The following is an 18,260-nucleotide window of genomic DNA, read 5'->3' on the forward strand; positions in this document are numbered from 1 at the left end:
GGGGGACTCGCGCCGTCCACCGGTTCCCCCTCCGCGCGCGTATACCGCTGTATAACACCCTATACGGCTCCGCCCTAGCGCGCGGGCGTGCGCTGCCGGACCCGCCGGGAGCAGACCCGCGTCAGGGGTGATTCAGGCCTGCGGAGGTGAAGTGCTCTCGTTGTGCGGGGGCCAGCAGGAACGCGCGGAACGACTGGGCGGCGCGCTGCTGGACCGAGTCGACACCGTCGCCGGCCAGGCTGACGTAGGGGTAGTCGGCGTTGGGTCCGGAGCCGACGGATTCGGCGTTCGAGCCGATGACCCCCGGACGCTCGGCGGTGAGCTGGTCGACCCAGGTGGTCGATTCGGGAACCCACGCGGCAGGTGCGCCACTGGTGATGGAAGTGCTGCCGCCGCGTCCGACGAGAGCCGCGAGCACACGGTCCGACTTCACCGGGGCGACATCGACCGTGACGCAGTGCCCGTGCACGACGGTACGGGCGTCGTTCCATTCCAGTGCCGCCTTGGCCACCGGTTGCACGACGGCGGGTGTGACCACGACGCGGAGGACGCTCTCGCCCTCATCGCACGTCGACGCCTGCGCCTCGGCGCGGCTGGCGACGAGACCGTCGGCCCAGTTCCAGCCGAACCAGCCCGCAACGAGCAGACCCACCAGCACGAGGCAGGCGATCGGCCACGCGGCCACCCGCCGCCGTGCGGCCTTACCCACCGCGCGGTGGGTACCTGTGGACGTGCGACCATCAGCACCTTCGGGCGCGGGGTGTTCCACCCTACTGTGCCGACCCATCGGAGTCCTCTCGCCATGCTTGGAGCGGGTATACGCTCTGTTTACGAAACCAAAACGTTATCACTCTAACAGGCGAGGTCCAGCGACCGATGTGACGTGGGCCCGGCGTGTCTGGCCGACGCTGGTTTCGCTCAGTAGCCGCCGGTAGTGCTGGATCAGCCGCGCCCGCAAGGGTTCGGCGCGACGTGCGAACGCCGCTTGCGCGCGCACATACTCGGCCCGGCCAGCCGCCGTCTCGATGCGGACCGGGGAATGGCCGAGCGCCGAGAGGTCGTAGGGGCTGGCCCGCATGTCGAGCAGCCGGATGTCGGCTGCCAGTTCGAAACAGTCCCCGAGCAGCTCCGACGGCACGAACGAGACCAGCTTGTAGCACCACTTGTACAGGTCCATGCCCACGTGCAGGCAACCAGGCTGGTCGAGGTCCCGCTGGGTCTGCCGGGTCGGCTGGAACTCGTTGAGTGGCCGGGCCGGCTCGGTGAAGAACCGGAACGCGTCGTAGTGGCCACAGCGCACGCCGAGCGAGTCCACGACCGCGTCGGTGCCGGCGGCCCCGAGCCGCAGCGGCAACTGCGCGTGCCGGAGCCCGGCCGGATCCTGCCGGTACACCATGGCCCATTCGTGCAGCCCGAAGCAGCCCAGCCGTGGGGTGCGACTGGCGGTGGCCTCCAGCAACGCGAGGGTGGATCGCGCGCTGCGCGCCTGCCGCTCGGTGAACCCGCGCGGATCGAGCGCCACACCTCCGGCGACCTCCTGGTACCCCTTGCGGTCGAGGAACCGGCGCGCGGCCTGCCCGCCGAGTACGACCCCGGGTCCCGGCTGCCAGCGCTCCAGGTGGGCCGGCGGATGTGAGTAGTAGGTGAACAGGAAGTCCAGGACCGGATGCTTCTCACCGCGGGAACGGCGGCGCTGGTGCGGCTCGGTCCAGGCACGCATGCGGCTGACGTGGGCGTCCTCGCGCGCACGCCACTCCTGTTCGGAAAGCTCCATCCCCTACATGGTGACGTGCGTGCCGTCGCGGACGGTACCCACGTACTCCTCGACGAGGTCCTCCAGCGCGACGATGCCGACGACCCTGCCCTCACCGTCGATCGCGCGCGCCAGATGGCTGCCCTCCCGCCGCATCGCCGACAGCGCCTTGTCCAGGCGCGCATACAGCGGCAGCTGGGTGAGGTTGCGTGTCTTGGCCACCGGCACCGTGGTCGCCGGATGGTCGCCGACCTGGTCGAGGACGTCCTTGACGTGGATGTAGCCGGACAGCTCACCCGTGGAGGTCCGCACGGGGAAACGGGAGAAGCCGGTGGACGACACCGCCCGCTCGACGTCGCCGACGGTCGGCGCGGCCGGCAAGGTGGTCAGCTCGTCGACCGGAACCAGCACATCGGCCACGGTCTTCGCGGCCGACGACAGGGTCTGCGTCAGCCGACGGTGCTCCGAGTGCTCCAGCAGGCCCTCGCGGCGCGACTCGCTGAGTAGTTCGGCCAGCTCCTCCGAGGTGTAACCGGTTTCGAGGCCGTCCTTCGGCTGCACCTTCATCAGCCGCAGAACGCCGTTGGCGAGCCCGTTGAGCAACCAGATGAACGGATTGACCACCCGCACCCAGGCCACGTGCACGGGGACCAGCCACAGCGCGAGCCGTTCCGGCTCGGCGATCGCGACGTTCTTCGGCACCATCTCGCCGATGAGCACGTGCAGCAGGGTCAGCGCGATCAGCGTGACGACGAACGCGATCACGTGCACCGCGTAGGTCGGCAGCGGGATACCGAGCGCCGACACCGCGGCCTCGAGCTCATGGGCGACGGCGGGTTCACCGAACTGCAGCAGCAACAGTGAGCAGACGGTGATGCCCAGCTGGGCTCCGGCGAGCATGAGCGAGACGTTCCTGCCGGCGTTGATGACGATCCGCGCGCGGCCCTTGCCCTGTTCCAGCAACGCTTCGAGCCGGTCGCGCCGTGAGGAGATCAGCGAGAACTCGGCGCCGACGAAGAAGGCGTTGAGCAGCAACAGCACACCGATCAGCGCGATGGCGACCCAGTCGGTCACGGCGCCACCTCCTCCCGCTGCACGTTGACTTCGGCGATACGGTGCCGGTCCATGCTCGTGACGATCAGCCGCCAGCCGTCGAGGTCGAGGGAGTCGCCGACATCGGGAATGCGGCCGAGCCGTTCGAGCAGCAGGCCGGCGATGGTCTCGTAGTCGCCCTCCGGCATCCGGAATCCGGTCACGTCGAGCACCTCGTCGTCGCGCAGCTGCCCGGACACCACCCAGCTGTCGGAGGTGAGCTGCTGCGCGGCGGGTTGCTCGCGCTCATCGTGCTCGTCGCGGACGTCGCCGATGATCTCCTCGACGACGTCCTCCAACGTCACCAGACCCGCGGTGCCGCCGTACTCGTCGACCACGAGGGCGAGCTGGAAACGGGAGTCGCGCAGGCGGTTGAGCAGCGCGTCGCCGGGCAGCGACTCCGGCACGGTCGGCACGGGCCGCATCACCGACGCGATCGGCACGTTCGCGCGCTCGGTGGCCGGCACGGTGAAGGCCTGCTTGACGTGCACCGCGCCCTGCACGTCGTCGAGATCCTCGCGGTAGACGGGAAAACGCGAGAAACCGGTGCGGCGGGACAGCTCCACGAGATCGTGGATGGTGTCGTTGATCTCCAGCGCCTCCAACCGCACCCGCGGGGTCATCAGCTCGCCTGCCGTGCGCTCACCGAAGCGCAACGAACGGTCGAGCAGCTGGGCCGTTGAGACGTCGAGCGTGCCGGTTTCCGCACTGGTGCGCACGATCGAACCCAGCTCCTGTGGCGAGCGGGCCGAGCGGAGTTCCTCCTGCGGCTCGATCCCGAGTTTGCGCACGACCCAGTTGGCGCTGTTGTTCATCAAGGTGATCAGCCAGCGGAACAGCGCCGAGAAGCGCGAGTGGTAGCCGGCGACCGCGCGGGCGGTCTGCAGCGGACGCGCAACGGCCAGGTTCTTCGGCACCATCTCGCCGATCACCATCGACAGCATGGTCGCCAGCAGCAGCGCCAGCACCAGTGAGGCACCTCGGGCCGTACTCGCCGGAATGCCCATGGTGGTCAGGACCGGCCGCACGAGCCCGCCCAGCAACGGCTCGGCGACATAACCGGTGACGAGCGTGGTGAGGGTGATGGCCACCTGTGCGCCGGAGAGCTGGAACGACAGCGTGCGGTGGGCTTTCAGCACCGTCCTGGCCCTGCGGTCGCCGACCTGGCGGACGTTGGCCTCGATGGTGCTGCGTTCGAGTGTGGTGAGAGAGAACTCGGCGGCTACGGCCAGTCCTGTCCCGACAGTGAGCAACAGGACAAAAAGGACTCCCAGGATCGTGAGGAGCACGTCCATCAGCGCGCACCGCCTTCGGCGGAGCAGGCCCGGGGAATCAGGAAGCCGGGTCGTTCACCCGGCTGGCTACTGTCACCGGGTGACGGCGCATCGCGCACGAGGGATGTCACTCCTCGAAGAGAAACGGCCTACAGGGCTGTGGCGCCATCTTAACCAGCCCGAACGCCCGCGACCCCGGTGCTTTTCGCGCAGTCAGTGCTTCGGCACGCTGCGGTACCTGCGCACGCTCTCCTCGACCAGATCGAGCACCGGCTCCAGGTCGTCGGCGGGCAGCCCCATGGCGAGGTGGGAGACCAGACCCTCCAGAACGAGCTCCAGGTACGCGGCCAGCACCTCGATGCTGATGTCGTCGCGCAGGTTGCCCGCCTCGCGCTGCCAGAGCAGACGCTTACGGGTCGCCGTCGTCAGCTGCTCCGAACGCTCGGCCCAGCGAGCGCGGAACTCCGGGTCGGTGCGTAGCCTGCGGGAGACCTCCAGGCGCGTGCCGAGCCAGTCGGCGGGGTGCGCGTTGTGCCCGGCGAGCAGATCGCGCATCACCTGCACCAGACCCTGCTCGGCCACCACGTCGGCCATGCGCCTGGCATCTTGCTCGGCCAGCGCGAGAAACAGCGACTCCTTGTCGCGGAAGTGATGGAAAATGGCGCCGCGCGAGAGCTGGGTCGCTTCCTCGAGACGGCGAACCGTGGCACCCTCGTACCCGAAGCGGCCGAAGCACAGCCGGGCGCCGTCGAGTATCTGACGGCGGCGCGCGTCGAGGTGGTCCTGGCTGACCCGTGGCATCCCCCGATCTTGACATCCGGGGTCCGGCCGGTGCAATCCGTACGTACGTACTGAGAGTCACCCCATTCGCCGTGTGGCGAAAGGAGCTGTCTGGCGCGCGAGCCCTGCAGGTTGTCGTACCCCGCGTGTAGCGTCGCCAAGGCAGGGGTCGAGACAGCTAGGCAGGTGGGTCTGATGGCTGCGGTTCGTGTTCCACCGAATGCCCGACGTGTCACCAAGGACGCCGATGTCGCCGCTGCGGCGGACATCGCCGCGCGCGTGGTGGCCAGTCGTGCCGAGGGCGAGGCCTATGTGGCCTGCGTGTGTTTCAAACACGGGCCACCACGGCTGCTCGGCGTCGAGCTCGAATACATCGTCCACGACGCCGCCGAACCCGGCCGTCCGCTCGACCCTGGACGCCTGGCCACCGCGCTGGGCCCCCACGCACCGCGGACGCTCCGCCCGGACAGCCCGGCTCTGCCGCTGCCGGGCGGATCGTCGCTCACCCTCGAACCGGGTTGCCAGGTGGAGATCTCCACCGCCCCGCTACCTTCTCTCCGTGAGCTGGCCGCCGTCGCCGGCTCCGATCTCGCTTACGTCACTGATCTGCTGTCCCCGGCAGGGCTGCGCCTGCATGCGCAGGCCATCGACGCCTTCCGTCCACCGGTGCGGTTGCTGCAGACACAACGTTATGCCGCAATGGAACGCCGGTTCGCCGCGCTCGGTCCCGGCGGCGTGACCATGATGTGCAGCACCGCTGCGTTGCAGGTGTGCCTCGATGCGGGGGAGAAGTCGCAGCTGGCCACCCGCTGGGCGGCCGTCCACGCACTCGGCCCCGTACTGCTCGCTCTGTTCGCCAACTCCCGGCGTTATGCCGGTACGGACACGGGCCTGGCATCCGCGCGCTGGCAGGCGGTGCTGGAGACCGAGAACTCGCGAACCTACGCGGCGGGCCCGGCACCCGATCCGGCTGCCGCCTGGGCCGCGCGTGTCCTGGACACACCGCTGCTGGTGGTGCGCAGGGCCGAAGGTTCGTGGGACGCGCCGCGGGGGCTGACGTTCGCCGACTGGATCGAGGGCCGTGGGCCGGCGCCCACCCTGGGCCCGCCCACGGTCGCCGACCTGGACTACCACCTCACAACGATGTTCACCCCGGTACGGCCCCAGGGCTACCTGGAGGTGCGCTACCTCGACGCGCAGCCACCCGGCACCTGGCTGCATCCCGTGGCACTGCTGACCGCGCTGCTGCACCGGGAGTCCACTGTGGACAAGGTGCTTGGCCTCTGCGAGCCGGTGGCGTCGCGCTGGGCCGATGCCGCGCGCTACGGTCTCGCCGATCCCGAGCTGGCTCGCGCGGCCCGCCGCATCGCCGACCTCGGTTGTGCCGAGCTCACCACATTCGATCTGCCTGCCGACACCATCGCCGACATCGCGTACGCCGTGCAGCGACGCGTCCGGCGCCGGGTAGGAGGGAACCGGCCATGACGACCACACACCACGAATCGCCGAACCCACTCAGCGAGCTGAGCCCGCAGGACCTGCGGGAGCACGCAGCTCGCACGCTCGCCGGCGCCAGGGCCCGCAGTGTCGCGCTCACCGATGCCGTTGACGACGACGACCTCACCCGCCAGCACTCGAAACTCATGTCACCGCTGGTGTGGGACCTCGCGCACATCGGCAGCCAGGAGGAGATCTGGCTGGTCCGCGACGTCGGCCACCGCGAACCGGTGCGCCCCGACATCGACGATCTCTACGACGCGTTCCAGCATCCACGGGCCGACCGGCCGGCGCTGCCGCTGCTCGGCCCCGCCGAGGCACGCGCCTATGTCGGTGAGGTGCGCTCGAAGGCGCTCGACGTACTGGAGCGTGCGCCCCTCGAGGGCAGGGCGCTGACCGAGACCGCCTTCGCTTTCGGGATGATCGCCCAGCACGAGCAACAGCACGACGAGACCATGCTGGCGACACACCAGCTGCGCCACGGGGAACCGGTGCTGCGCGCCGATCCGCCGCCCCCGCGCCGGATCGGCGCCGTGACACCGGAGGTCGTCGTGCCCGCCGGCACGTTCGTGATGGGCACCTCGGTGGAGCCGTGGGCGCTGGACAACGAACGACCCGCGCACGAGGTGCACGTCGACGGCTTCGCGATCGACACCTTTCCCGTCACGAACGGTCAGTACCAGGCCTTCCTCGACGCGGGCGGGTATGCGGAGCGGCGATGGTGGAGTGCCGCGGGGTGGGCCTACCGCCACGAGCACGACATCACGGCGCCGCGCTTCTGGCGGCGCGAGCCGGACGGCTGGTGGCGCAGCCGCTTCGGCGTGCACGAGCCGGTACCGGCGGATGAACCAGTGCTGCATGTGTCCTTCCACGAGGCCGAGGCATACGCCTCCTGGGCGGGCAAGCGGCTGCCGACGGAGCCCGAATGGGAGAAGGCGGCCCGCTACGATCCCGCGACCGGGCGTTCGCTGCGTTACCCGTGGGGTGACGGCGAACCGACGCCCGAGCACGCCAACCTCGGTCAGCGTCACCTCTGCCCGGCGGTCGTGGGCGCCTATCCGCAGGGTGCGTCGCCGCTGGGTGTGCACCAGCTGATCGGCGACGTGTGGGAATGGACGAGCAGCGACTTCGCGCCCTACCCGGGTTTCGCCGCGTTCCCGTACCGGGAGTACTCGGAGGTCTTCTACGGCCCGGAGTACAAGGTGCTGCGGGGCGGGTCGTTCGGTACCGACGCCGTGGCGATCCGGGGCACCTTCCGCAACTGGGACTACCCGATCCGCAGGCAGATCTTCTCGGGGTTCCGCTGTGCGCGGGATCTGCGTCCCGACGAGGGTGGCGGCGCGTAGCGATGTGCCGCCACCTCGCCTATCTCGGCGCACCACGCTCGCCGGTGTGGCCCGTGTTCGAAGCGCCGCATTCGCTGCTCGTCCAGTCCTACGCACCACGGGACATGCGGTATGGCGGCACTGTGAACGCCGACGGATTCGGGCTCGCCTGGTTCGCCGACCACGGAAAGCCGGTCCGCCATCGCCGGGCGAGTCCGTTGTGGACCGACGAGACGTTGCCACGGCTGGCCGAGACCGTGAGTGCGGGGACGTTCGTGGCGGCCGTGCGGTCGGCGACCACCGGGATGCCGGTCGCCGACGGGGCCTGCGCGCCGTTTGCCGATGAGCATTGGCTGTTCAGCCACAACGGGGTCGTGCGCGGCTGGCCGGACTCGGTTGCCGGGCTCGCGGAGAAGCTGCCCGTCACGGAACTGTTGCGGATGGAGGCCGCGACCGATTCGGCGCTGCTATGGACCCTGCTGCGGCACCGGCTACGTGAGGGGACGGACCCGGCGGGCGCCGTCGCCGGGCTCGTGGCCGACGTCGCCCGTGCCGCGCCCGGTTCCCGGCTGAACCTGTTGCTGGCCGGCCCCGATCTGGTGATCGCGACGGCCTGGACTCATGCCCTGTCGGTGCTGGTGACCGACGAGGGCGTGCTCATTGCCTCCGAACCACTCGACGACGACCCGCGCTGGTCCCCGGTGCCCGACCAGCACCTGGTGCTCGCCCGGCGCGGACAGCCACCAGCCGTGGAAGCCGTGGAAGCCATTGCCCTGCACACAGATCGGAGCCACCCGTGAGCGACGCGGATCTCGACGTTCATCGCAGCACAGCGGAGGCCACCCGCGCGCTGCGTGAGGACGTCCGTGAAGGACTGTCCGCACCCCAGAAATGGTTGCCGTCCAAATGGTTCTACGACGCCGCGGGCAGTGTGCTCTTCGAGCGCATCACCGAGCTGCCCGAGTACTACCCGACCCGCGCCGAGCGCGAGGTGCTGCGCAGGGAGGCGGCGCAGGTCGCCACGATCACCGGCGCTCGCACACTCGTCGAGCTGGGTTCCGGGTCGAGTGAGAAGACCCGGCTGCTGCTGGACGCACTGAGCGCGCACGGCACGCTGGCGGAGTTCGTGCCGCTCGACGTGTCCGAGTCCGCACTCGCCGGGGCCGCTGCTGCGATCGCCACCGCCTACCCGCAGCTCACCGTGCGCGGCGTGGTCGGTGACTTCACCGAACATCTCGGCCTGCTGCCGGGCGTGCCACCACGGCTGGTCGCCTTCCTCGGTGGCACGATCGGCAACTTCCTGCCCACAGACCGGGCCAAGTTCCTGCATTCCGTGCGGGACGTGCTCGGTGTGGGGGAGTGGCTGCTTCTCGGCACCGATCTGGTGAAGGACGAACAGACCCTCGTGCAGGCCTACGACGACGCCGCCGGGGTGACCGCCGAGTTCAACCGCAACGTCCTGCGCGTGGTCAACACACTCCTCGGAGCGGACTTCGACCCGGCCGCGTTCGATCATGTGTCCTATTGGGACGCCCACAACGAGTGGATCGAGATGCGCCTGCGGGCCCGTACGGACGCGCGGGTACGGATTCCGGGTGCCGGCATGGAGGTGACGTTCGCCGCAGGGGAGTACGTGCGAACGGAGATCTCGGCGAAGTTCCGGCCGGAGGGTGTGCGCGCCGAGCTGACCGAGGCAGGCTTCGCGGTCGAGCAGTGGTGGACCGATGCGCAGGGGCGGTTCGGGATGTCGCTGTCGCGGGCGATTGACTGACCACGAACGGGGGAACCAGGTCTGAACCAGCCGTTCGAGTGCCGCGGGACCGACGGCGCTGTGCCATCCTTCGCGATGGTTACGGGCGTCGGCAATCGGAGGCGAACGGGTGGGCAAGGCGAAGCGGGCCGTGGCACTGGTGGCAACACTCCTGGCGGGAACCGCGGTCGCCGCGATACCCATGACCGCGGCGGCGCAGGCGCCACCACCGGTCAGCTGGGGAGCGTGCACTGGCGAGATCCGGGTGAAGCTGCCCGCCGACGGGGCCGACAGGTTCAGCTGTGCGACCTACCGGGTGCCGATCGACCACGCCAACGCGGCACTCGGCACCATCGACATCGCGCTGGTGCGCCGGGCGGCGAACACGCCGGATGCGAAGATCGGCTCGCTGTTCCTGAACCCCGGCGGACCCGGTGCGGCGGGCAGCACGATGCCGATCTCGGCGGAACGGATCCTCGAACCGGCCGTACTGGACCGCTTCGACGTCATTGGATTCGACCCGCGGGGTGTCGGTGACTCGAACCCGCTGCGCTGCTTCACGACCAACGAGGACGCGGAGGACGTCTACGGGCGGCTCCTGCCGTTGCCGGTGAGCCGGCAGGAGATCTCCGACGCGATGAGCACCTATCGCGACTATGGGCAGTTCTGTAAGCGCAACGCGGGTTCGCTGCTGAAGCACATGTCCACTGAGGACGCTGCCCGCGATCTCGACCTGCTGCGTGCGGGAGTCGGCGACGAGCGGCTGAACTACGTCGGCTTCTCCTACGGCACGCTGCTCGGCGCCACCTACGCGAACCTCTTCCCCGCGAAGGTGCGGGCGATGGTGCTCGACGGCAACGTCGATCCCGCCCTGCGCACCAGCGACGGGCTCGCCTACGACCGGCAGCGAGCCGACGGCTTCGAGCACGCGCTGAACGCCTTCCTCACCGAATGCGCGAAAGCGCGGCCGCGGTGCGCGTTCGGTGAGGGCGACCCGCAGCGCAAGTTCGACGAGCTGTTGGGCAGCCTGCGTGAGAAGCCGGTCAAGCTGCCGGACGGCACGACGGTCGACCTGAACTCGTTCGTCAGCGGCATCGGCGGATCGCTGTACTCGCCGTCTGCGCTGCCCGGGCTCGCCGAGGATCTCCAGCAGCTCTACGGAGTGGTGGCACCGCCGGAGAACGTGACCCCGAAGGCGGTCACCGCGCGCGACCTGAACACGCTGCTGAAGCCGGCCCAGAGCATTCGCCACGACGTGCGGCCCGACAGTACCTACACGGCCGATGACTCCTACTTCGCGGTGAACTGTGCGGACAAACGGTTCGGCCACTCCCCGGAGCAACTCCCCGAGATCGCGGGCAACTGGGAACAGAGCGCGCCGGCGTTCGGCCGCTACCAGGCCTTCGGCGACCCCGCGGCCTGCCCGCTGTGGCCCGAGGGCACCGAGGCCTACCGCGGCCCGTGGAACCGTCCGACAGAGAACCCCGTGCTGGTGATCGGAAACTACTACGACCCGGCGACCCAGTACACGTTCTCGCAGCGCATGGCAGACCAGCTCGGGTACGCCCGCCTGCTGTCGGTGAACGCCTTCGGTCACTGCATCCTGGGCGACGCCGCCGGTGTGGACCGCGCGACGGCGGACTATCTCGTCGACCTGAAAGTGCCCCCGGCCGACAAGGTCTACCAGCCCGACCGCCAACCCTTCGACGAGTGAAGATTGTTGTGGTTGGTTTGCGTGGCGGTGCGGGTGGCGGAACCTGAGACTCCCGCCCGCCAGCCCGACCGCCACCCCTGGTGGAGGCGCTTCGCGCCGCAGTGTCTTCTCGCTCCGGGATCGCCTCCTCATGGATGTCCAATTCACCACGCCGGCGCTTTCCTCGCGAGAAGACGACTCAGAACCCGCGGCGGTGCGAGCTGCATGCTTGCTGCAAGCGGCTCCGCCGTTCATGAAACAACCCGGTGTCCTGTGCTGGTGGCCTGCGCGCCCCGCGCAGGCCACCAGCACATCCGTCAGAGCCGCGCGGGCTCCAGTCCGTTCCGGTCCGGCGACGCGGGCTTCGGGTCCTCTTCGGACAGTCCGAAGCGTTCGTGGATGCGGCGCAGAGCCGGCGGCGCCCACCAGTTGGCGTTGCCGGCCAGCCGCATGAACGCCGGCAGCAGGATGCCGCGGATCAGCAGGGCATCGACCAGCACCGCGACAGCCATCCCGACCCCGATCATCTTCAGGTACACCACGCCGCCGGTGGCGTAGACGGCGAACGATGCGGCGAGGATGACCGCCGCCGTGGTGATGAGCGGCGCGCTGCGCTGCAGGCCCAGCGGCACCGACGCGCGACTGTCGCCGGTACGCAGGTACTCCTCCCGGATACGGGAGACGATGAACACCTCGTAGTCCATCGACAGGCCGTAGACGATGCAGAACATCAGGATCGGGATGCTGGACTCCAGGCTGCCGCTCGGGGTGAAACCGAGTAGTCCGGAGAGGTTGCCGTCCTGGAACACCCACACCAGCACCCCGAACATCACGCCCATGCTGAGGAGGTTGAGCACGGTCGCCTTGAGGGGAAGCAGCACGCTGCCGGTCATCAGGAACAGGATGAGGAACGTCAGCACCAGGATCGTCGTGAGCACGAGTGGCAGGCGTTCGGTCAGGTCGCCGCGCCAGTCGACCATCTCGGCCGGCGTGCCGCCGATGAGCACACCGAACGGCGCGGGAACGGCGCGAACCCGCTCGACGAGGTCCACCGGATCACCTTCCAGCGCCTGGTTCGACGGGATCGCGACGAGGAAAGTCCCGCCCGCGTTATCGGTGAACCGGGCACCGTCCGCCGGTGCGGTGATCCCCTCGCCCGCCACGAACGAGCCCGCCGCCGAGTCGACCTGCGCTATACCGTCCACTCGCGACAGTGCGGCGGCGTAGCCTGCGACGTCGGCGTTCCCGGCATCCCTGGCGAGAAGGTAGAGCGCATCCGACTCCTCCTGCGCGAAGCCGCTCCTGATCTCGTCGGAGGTGGCGCGGCTGGCGGAGTCAGCAGGCAGGATCCGCGCGTCGGGCATCCCGAAACGCAGGCCCGCGATCGGTGCCGACAGCAGCAGCACGACCAACAACATGAGGCCGCCAGTGAGGGCGGGACGGCGCATGACGGCGTTGGCCAGCCGGTACCAGCCGCCGCGCTCGGCATGCCGTGCGACCTGCCTCGTGCGGCGGGCGGCCCGGTGGCCGAGCGTGGCCAGCGCCGCGGGCAGGAGCACCAGCGCTCCGGTCACCGCGGTCAGCACGACGAACGCGCCGCCGTAGCCGAAGGACTGCAGGAACGGCAGGGGGAACAGCATGAGCGCGAGCAGCGAGATGGCCACGGTCAGCCCGCTGAACAGGACGGTGCGCCCCGCCGTGCGGACGGCGATCGTCACGGCGTCACCGACGTCCCGGCCCCGTTCCAGCTCCTCGCGGAACCGGGCGATGAGGAACATGCAGTAGTCCACGCCCAGCGCCAGTCCCATGACGAGCGCGATGTTCGCTGCGAACGTCGAGACGCTGGTGAAGGCCGCGACGCCACGCAGGGCGGCGAGCGTGCCGACGATCGAGAAGATGCCGATGCCGAGCGTCACGAGCGCGAGGGTGACGCGCCGGTAGAACAGCATCAGCAGGATGAGCACCATCGGGATGACGATGATCTCGGCGCGCAGGAAGTCCTGCCGCGACTCGGCGCCGATCTCGCGGAACACCTCGTCCGAGCCACCGGCCTGAACGTGTATCAGCTCGCGCTCGCCTGCGTAGGACTCGGCGAGTTCGCCAACGCGGGCCCGCGCCTCGTTCACCTCGCCTGGCACACGGACGAGCACGAGCGCCTGCCTGCCGTCTTCGCTGCGCAGTGCCGGGCTGTTGCCGCGTGACCAGTAGGAGCCTGCCTCGGCCACGCCGTCCTCCGCGGCGATCGCCCTGGTGAGCTCCTCACCGGCGGCGCGGACGGCGGGATCGTCGACGGTGCCCCGCGTGGCGGTGACGAGGAAGGTCAGATTCGGATAGCCGGTGCCGAAGTCGTCGGCGAGTGCGGTCCGCACCTGGTCGGACTCCGACCCCGGTGCGTCGATCCGCGACAGCGACAGTGCGTTGAGCGCTCCGGCGCCGAATACGCCGAACAGGAGCGTGATCAGGACGCCCGCGGCGAGCACCCATCGTCTTCGGCGGACGGTGAACCGCCCGAGCCGCTCCAGGGCGGAGGAACGGGTGGAAGGTGTGACGGACACGAGTGGTCTCCTAGGAAGGCGCTAAGCTGATGAAAGACGAGTGATCGCTCGTGTTCGAAATTACGAGTATTTGCTCGTGTTTGTCAAACGGCGGGAGGTTCGGTGCCGGGTCAGCAACCGGAACGCAGGCGGCAGGCACGTGGCCGGCGCCGGATGGAGCAACTGGCGGACGCCGCTGCGGAGGTCTTCGCGGAGGTGGGGTACGCGAAGGCGACGACAAATGCCATCGCGGCGCGGGCCGGCGTGTCACCGGGCACGCTCTACCAGTTCTTCGCGAACAAGGAGGCCATCGCGGAGGCACTGGCGCAGCGGTACCAGACGGCGTTGCAGTCGGCGCACGACAAGGCGTTCGATCCCGGTTTCGCGGCCCTGCCGCTACCGGAGCTCATCGAGCGCATGATCCAGCCGATGATCGAGGTGAACCTCGCCAACCCCGGCTTCAAAGCCCTGTTCAATGCCGCCGACATGCCCGAACGGCTGGCAGCGCCGACCCGGCAGCTGCACCAGGCCGTGGTGGGCCGGATCGCGGAGGTGCTCGCGGCGCGGGCCCCTGACCTGCCTGCCGGGCAGCTGAGGATCACGGCAGTGGTGGCGACCCAGATCTTCGGTGCGCTACTGGGCACCGTGGTGGCGGCACCGGCGGCCGAACGGGACCCCTGGGTCACGGAGCTGAAGCGCGCCCTCCAGGGCTACTTGGAACCCGTCATCGGTGCCTAGAGACTGGTGACCGTCAGCCGAACGCGCTGCGAGCGATCAGGGCGAGAGCGCTGCCTGCGGCAACGATGAGGACCGCGTGGCGTGTCCGGCCGCCATCCAACACCGGGCGCAGCGGACCGGACACCAGGAAACCGGCGACCAGGAACGGCAGCAACCACCCGGCCTGGGCGAAGTGTGTGGCCTGCAGCTGGCCGCCGATCCCCAGGCCCGCCAGCGACAGCACGGTTCCGAGGCAGAAGCACGCAGCCAGCGTGGCGCGGATCTGCGGACCGGGGGAATGCTGGTACAGCAATGCGATCGGCGGGCCACCTATCGCGGCGGCGGTACCGAAGGCTCCACTCGCGACGCCCGCCACGACCAGCGGACCGGGGACGGGCTCAGGACGCCAGGAGACGACCGACAGGATGACGCACCCCAGTACCGCGAGGCCGACGATGGCGGAGAACGGGCGTTCGGCGAGCGTGGCGACCGCTGCCACCCCGAGCGCTGTGCCCGGTACTCGGCCGAGCGTGACCCACCAGACGCCGCGCCAGTGGATGTGCCGGTGCTCGCGGATCATGGTCAACACACCGTGGAAGCTCGCGACGAGCACCAGCGGCACCGGCATGAGTGCCGGTTCGATCAGGGTGACCAGTGGTGCCGCGACGAGGTTCATGCCATAGCCGACCGCGCCCTGGACCACCGCGCCGATGAGAATCACCAGGCCTGCCAACACTATCGGCGCCGTCATGTCACCCCGCCTACCAAAAAGACCGAAAGTGAGTCAACCCAGAATCCATGAATTGCTTTCGGTCGGTTTGGTATTCACCGGCACAGCACCACGAACGACCCGCTCCCGCATGTGCCGCGGGAAGCAGGTCGTTCATAGCATCCGCCACCGAGGTGGGGGAATGGCGGGCGAGCCAGGGTGGCGGCCGCCCGCCGGCACCCGCGTCAGGCGCGGGTCATCTTCCGGAGGACGTACTGCAGGATGCCGCCGTTGCGGTAGTAGTCGGCCTCTCCCGGGGTGTCGATGCGGACTACCGCGTCGAACTCGGTCGTCGTGCCGTCCTGCTTGGTCGCGGTGACCTTGACCGTCCGCGGGGTCTCACCGTCGTTGAGCGTGGTGATCCCGGCGATGTCGAAGGTCTCCGTGCCGTCGAGGCGCAGCGACTTCGCCGACTCGCCCTCGGGGAACTGCAGCGGGATGACGCCCATGCCGATCAGGTTCGACCGGTGGATGCGCTCGAAGGACTCGGCGATCACCGCACGCACGCCCAGCAGCCGGGTGCCCTTCGCGGCCCAGTCACGCGAGGAGCCGGAACCGTACTCCTTGCCACCGAGCACGACCAGCGGGATGCCGGCCTCGGCGTAGTTCTGCGCTGCGTCGTAGATGAACGCCTGAGGGGCGCCCTCCTGCGTGAAGTCGCGCGTGTAGCCGCCCTGGACGTCGTCGAGCAACTGGTTGCGCAGCCGGATGTTGGCGAACGTGCCGCGGATCATCACCTCGTGGTTACCGCGGCGGGAGCCGTAGGAGTTGAAGTCCCTGCGCTCGATGCCGTGCTCGGTCAGGTACCGGCCTGCCGGGGTGTCGGCCTTGATGGCGCCGGCGGGGGAGATGTGGTCGGTGGTCACCGAGTCGCCGAGCTTGGCCAGCACCCGCGCACCGCTGATATCGGTGACGGGCGACGGCTCCGCGGCCATGCCCTCGAAGTACGGGGGCTTGCGCACGTAGGTGGACTCGGCGTCCCACGCGAAGGTCTTGCCCTCCGGCGTCGGCAGCGACTTCCAACGCTGGCCACCGTCGAAGACGTCGGCGTAGTCCTTGCTGAACATGTCCTGTGTGATCGCCGCGTCCATGGTCTGCTGGATCTCCTGCGGCGTCGGCCAGATGTCGCGCAGGTACACGTCATCGCCCTGCGGGTCCTGGCCGAGCGGCTGCTCGTCGAAGTCGAAGTCCATCGTCCCCGCGAGCGCGTAGGCGATGACCAGCGGCGGCGAGGCCAGGTAGTTCATCTTCACGTCGGGGTTGATGCGGCCCTCGAAGTTACGGTTACCGGACAGCACCGACACGACGGTCAGGTCGTTGTCCTGCACCGCGGCCGAGACCTCCTCCGGCAGTGGGCCCGAGTTTCCGATGCAGGTGGTGCAGCCGTAGCCGACGAGGTGGTAGCCGAGCTTCTCGAGGTAGGGCCACACGCCGGCCTTGTCGTAGTAGTTCGTGACGACCTGCGAGCCGGGTGCCATGGAGGTCTTGACCCAGGGCTTGACCGAAAGGCCCTTCTCCACGGCGTTGCGGGCGAGCAGCGCGGCGCCCAGCATCACCGACGGGTTGGACGTGTTGGTGCACGAGGTGATCGACGCGATCACCACGGCGCCGTGGTCCAGTACGAACTCGCCGCGCTCGGCCGAGGTGACGGGCACCGGCCTGCTCGGGCGGCCGGACGCGCCGTTGGCCGCCGACGACACCGGGACCGCGTCCTCGTCGGCGAAGGACAGCGACGGGGCGTCGCTGGCGGGGAAGGACTCCTCGGAGGCCTCGTCCATCTTGGTGTGCGGGACGGGGTAGTTCTCCTCCACGTAGTCGTGCAGCGACTTGCGGAAGGACGACTTCGCATCCGTCAGCTCGATGCGGTCCTGTGGGCGCTTCGGACCCGCGATCGAGGGGACCACAGTGGACAGATCGAGCTCGAGGTACTCGGAGTACTCGGCCTCGTGGCTCGGGTCGTGCCACAGGCCCTGCTCCTTGGCATAGGCCTCGACCAGCGCGAGCTGCTCGGGCGAGCGGCCGGTGAGCTCGAGGTAACGCATGGTCTCGTCGTCGATCGGGAAGATCGCGGCGGTCGAGCCGAACTCGGGGCTCATGTTGCCGATCGTCGCGCGGTTGGCCAGCGGCACCGCGCCGACGCTCTCGCCGTAGAACTCGACGAACTTGCCGACCACACCGTGGCGGCGCAGCATCTCGGTGATCGTCAGCACCACGTCGGTCGCGGTCACCCCGGCCGGGATCTCCCCGGTCAGCTTGAAGCCGACGACGCGCGGGATGAGCATCGACACCGGCTGGCCGAGCATCGCGGCCTCGGCCTCGATACCGCCGACGCCCCAGCCGAGCACGCCGAGGCCGTTGACCATCGTGGTGTGCGAGTCGGTGCCGACGCAGGTGTCGGGGTAGGCCTGCCCACCACGCGCCATGACCGTGCGCGCCAGGTGCTCGATGTTGACCTGGTGCACGATGCCGGTGCCCGGCGGCACGACCTTGAACTCGTCGAAGGCGCCCTGCCCCCAGCGCAGGAACTGGTAGCGCTCGCGGTTGCGCTCGTACTCGATCTCGACGTTGCGCTCGAAGGCGTCCGGACGGCCGAACACATCGATGATCACGGAGTGGTCGATCACCAGCTCCGCCGGAGCGAGCGGGTTGACCTTGTCGGGATCACCGCCCAGCTCGGTGACGGCCTCGCGCATCGTGGCGAGGTCCACGACGCACGGCACGCCGGTGAAGTCCTGCATGATCACCCGGGCAGGGGTGAACTGGATCTCGATCGAAGGGTCGGCCTTCGCGTTCCAGTTGCCGAGCGCACGGATGTGCTCGGCCGTGATGTTGGCGCCGTCCTCCGTCCGCAGCAGGTTCTCGAGCAGGATCTTCAGGCTGTACGGAAGGCGCTGCGAGCCCTCGACCTTGTTCAGGCGGAACACCTCGTAGGAGGCGTCACCCACCTTCAGCGTGTCTCGAGCGCCGAAGCTGTCCTTGCTGGCAGATGCAGTCACGTCTAACTCCATGCGGCGGTAGTTCGGGGTACGCAGGCCGAGTCTTGCGCACCCCCGTCGCGCCCGCAGAGGTGGGCTCG

The 18,260-nt window shown here is 69.2% G+C and carries 14 protein-coding genes; 6 read left to right on the forward strand and 8 right to left on the reverse strand.

Going from position 1 to position 18,260, the window contains the following annotated elements; genetic code table 11:
* Window positions 1-121: 121 nt before the first annotated feature.
* From ABZ863_RS03485 to ABZ863_RS03505, 5 genes are all read right to left on the reverse strand, one after another.
* The gene (locus tag ABZ863_RS03485; RefSeq protein WP_358530691.1) at window positions 122-709 is read right to left on the reverse strand and encodes a hypothetical protein; all 588 of its coding nucleotides are present in this window, start codon (window positions 707-709) and stop codon (window positions 122-124) included.
* Window positions 710-847: 138 nt separating this feature from the next.
* On the reverse strand, window positions 848-1,774 hold the full coding sequence (locus ABZ863_RS03490; RefSeq protein WP_358530692.1) for a 3-methyladenine DNA glycosylase: 927 nt from the start codon (window positions 1,772-1,774) through the stop codon (window positions 848-850).
* 3 nt (window positions 1,775-1,777) lie between these two features.
* A complete protein-coding gene (locus ABZ863_RS03495; RefSeq protein WP_358530693.1) occupies window positions 1,778-2,827 on the reverse strand; it encodes a hemolysin family protein in 1,050 nt (349 codons plus the stop codon).
* Entirely contained in the window at window positions 2,824-4,140 is a 1,317-nt protein-coding gene (locus tag ABZ863_RS03500; protein WP_358530694.1) for a hemolysin family protein, read from the reverse strand. The genes ABZ863_RS03495 and ABZ863_RS03500 overlap by 4 nt, the downstream gene beginning before the upstream one ends.
* Window positions 4,141-4,332: 192 nt before the next feature.
* Window positions 4,333-4,920: a helix-turn-helix domain-containing protein gene (locus tag ABZ863_RS03505; RefSeq protein WP_358530695.1), complete on the reverse strand. Its 588-nt coding sequence runs from the start codon at window positions 4,918-4,920 to the stop codon at window positions 4,333-4,335.
* A gap of 174 nt (window positions 4,921-5,094) precedes the next feature.
* Here ABZ863_RS03505 and ABZ863_RS03510 point away from each other — a divergent pair, with 174 nt between their 5' ends.
* The 5 genes from ABZ863_RS03510 (at window position 5,095) to ABZ863_RS03530 (ending at window position 11,185) form a co-directional block, all read left to right on the forward strand.
* Window positions 5,095-6,384, forward strand: coding sequence for a glutamate-cysteine ligase family protein (locus tag ABZ863_RS03510; protein WP_358530697.1), 1,290 nt, complete (start codon window positions 5,095-5,097; stop codon window positions 6,382-6,384).
* The gene (gene egtB / locus ABZ863_RS03515) at window positions 6,381-7,742 is read left to right on the forward strand and encodes an ergothioneine biosynthesis protein EgtB (protein WP_358530699.1); all 1,362 of its coding nucleotides are present in this window, start codon (window positions 6,381-6,383) and stop codon (window positions 7,740-7,742) included. The genes ABZ863_RS03510 and egtB overlap by 4 nt, the downstream gene beginning before the upstream one ends.
* Window positions 7,743-7,744: 2 nt before the next feature.
* A complete protein-coding gene (gene egtC, locus ABZ863_RS03520; protein WP_358530701.1) occupies window positions 7,745-8,521 on the forward strand; it encodes an ergothioneine biosynthesis protein EgtC in 777 nt (258 codons plus the stop codon).
* Window positions 8,518-9,492: an L-histidine N(alpha)-methyltransferase gene (egtD, locus tag ABZ863_RS03525; RefSeq protein ID WP_358530703.1), complete on the forward strand. Its 975-nt coding sequence runs from the start codon at window positions 8,518-8,520 to the stop codon at window positions 9,490-9,492. Before egtC ends, egtD begins: the two co-directional genes overlap by 4 nt.
* 181 nt (window positions 9,493-9,673) lie before the next feature.
* Window positions 9,674-11,185: an alpha/beta hydrolase gene (locus ABZ863_RS03530; RefSeq protein WP_358531226.1), complete on the forward strand. Its 1,512-nt coding sequence runs from the start codon at window positions 9,674-9,676 to the stop codon at window positions 11,183-11,185.
* 296 nt (window positions 11,186-11,481) lie between these two features.
* Here ABZ863_RS03530 and ABZ863_RS03535 read toward each other — a convergent pair whose 3' ends face one another.
* Window positions 11,482-13,719: an MMPL family transporter gene (locus ABZ863_RS03535; RefSeq protein ID WP_358530705.1), complete on the reverse strand. Its 2,238-nt coding sequence runs from the start codon at window positions 13,717-13,719 to the stop codon at window positions 11,482-11,484.
* A gap of 102 nt (window positions 13,720-13,821) precedes the next feature.
* On the opposite strand from ABZ863_RS03535, the gene ABZ863_RS03540 reads away from it, so the two are divergent.
* Window positions 13,822-14,436 (forward strand): TetR/AcrR family transcriptional regulator, encoded by a 615-nt coding sequence (locus ABZ863_RS03540; RefSeq protein ID WP_358530707.1) that lies wholly within the window; start codon window positions 13,822-13,824, stop codon window positions 14,434-14,436.
* Between the two features lie 13 nt (window positions 14,437-14,449).
* On the opposite strand, the gene ABZ863_RS03545 is transcribed toward ABZ863_RS03540, so the two are convergent.
* Entirely contained in the window at window positions 14,450-15,166 is a 717-nt protein-coding gene (locus tag ABZ863_RS03545; RefSeq protein ID WP_358530709.1) for a sulfite exporter TauE/SafE family protein, read from the reverse strand.
* Window positions 15,167-15,369: 203 nt separating this feature from the next.
* Complete coding sequence (locus tag ABZ863_RS03550; protein WP_358530711.1) at window positions 15,370-18,180, reverse strand: aconitate hydratase; 2,811 nt, start codon at window positions 18,178-18,180, stop codon at window positions 15,370-15,372.
* Between the last annotated feature and the right edge of the window lie 80 nt (window positions 18,181-18,260).

It is taken from the genome of Saccharomonospora sp. NPDC046836 (assembly GCF_040645195.1).
Classification (GTDB): domain Bacteria; phylum Actinomycetota; class Actinomycetes; order Mycobacteriales; family Pseudonocardiaceae; genus Prauserella_A.

What these genes read in the sequence shown, in the direction of transcription:
- ABZ863_RS03510 (WP_358530697.1), top strand. Translation starts at nt 5,095, where the DNA reads ATGGCTGCGGTTCGTGTTCCACCGAATGCCCGACGTGTCACCAAGGAC.
- ABZ863_RS03530 (WP_358531226.1), top strand. Translation starts at nt 9,674, where the DNA reads ATGACCGCGGCGGCGCAGGCGCCACCACCGGTCAGCTGGGGAGCGTGC.
- ABZ863_RS03490 (WP_358530692.1), bottom strand. Translation starts at nt 1,774, where the DNA reads ATGGAGCTTTCCGAACAGGAGTGGCGTGCGCGCGAGGACGCCCACGTC.
- ABZ863_RS03500 (WP_358530694.1), bottom strand. Translation starts at nt 4,140, where the DNA reads ATGGACGTGCTCCTCACGATCCTGGGAGTCCTTTTTGTCCTGTTGCTC.
- ABZ863_RS03505 (WP_358530695.1), bottom strand. Translation starts at nt 4,920, where the DNA reads ATGCCACGGGTCAGCCAGGACCACCTCGACGCGCGCCGCCGTCAGATA.
- ABZ863_RS03545 (WP_358530709.1), bottom strand. Translation starts at nt 15,166, where the DNA reads ATGACGGCGCCGATAGTGTTGGCAGGCCTGGTGATTCTCATCGGCGCG.
- egtC (WP_358530701.1), top strand. Translation starts at nt 7,745, where the DNA reads ATGTGCCGCCACCTCGCCTATCTCGGCGCACCACGCTCGCCGGTGTGG.
- egtB (WP_358530699.1), top strand. Translation starts at nt 6,381, where the DNA reads ATGACGACCACACACCACGAATCGCCGAACCCACTCAGCGAGCTGAGC.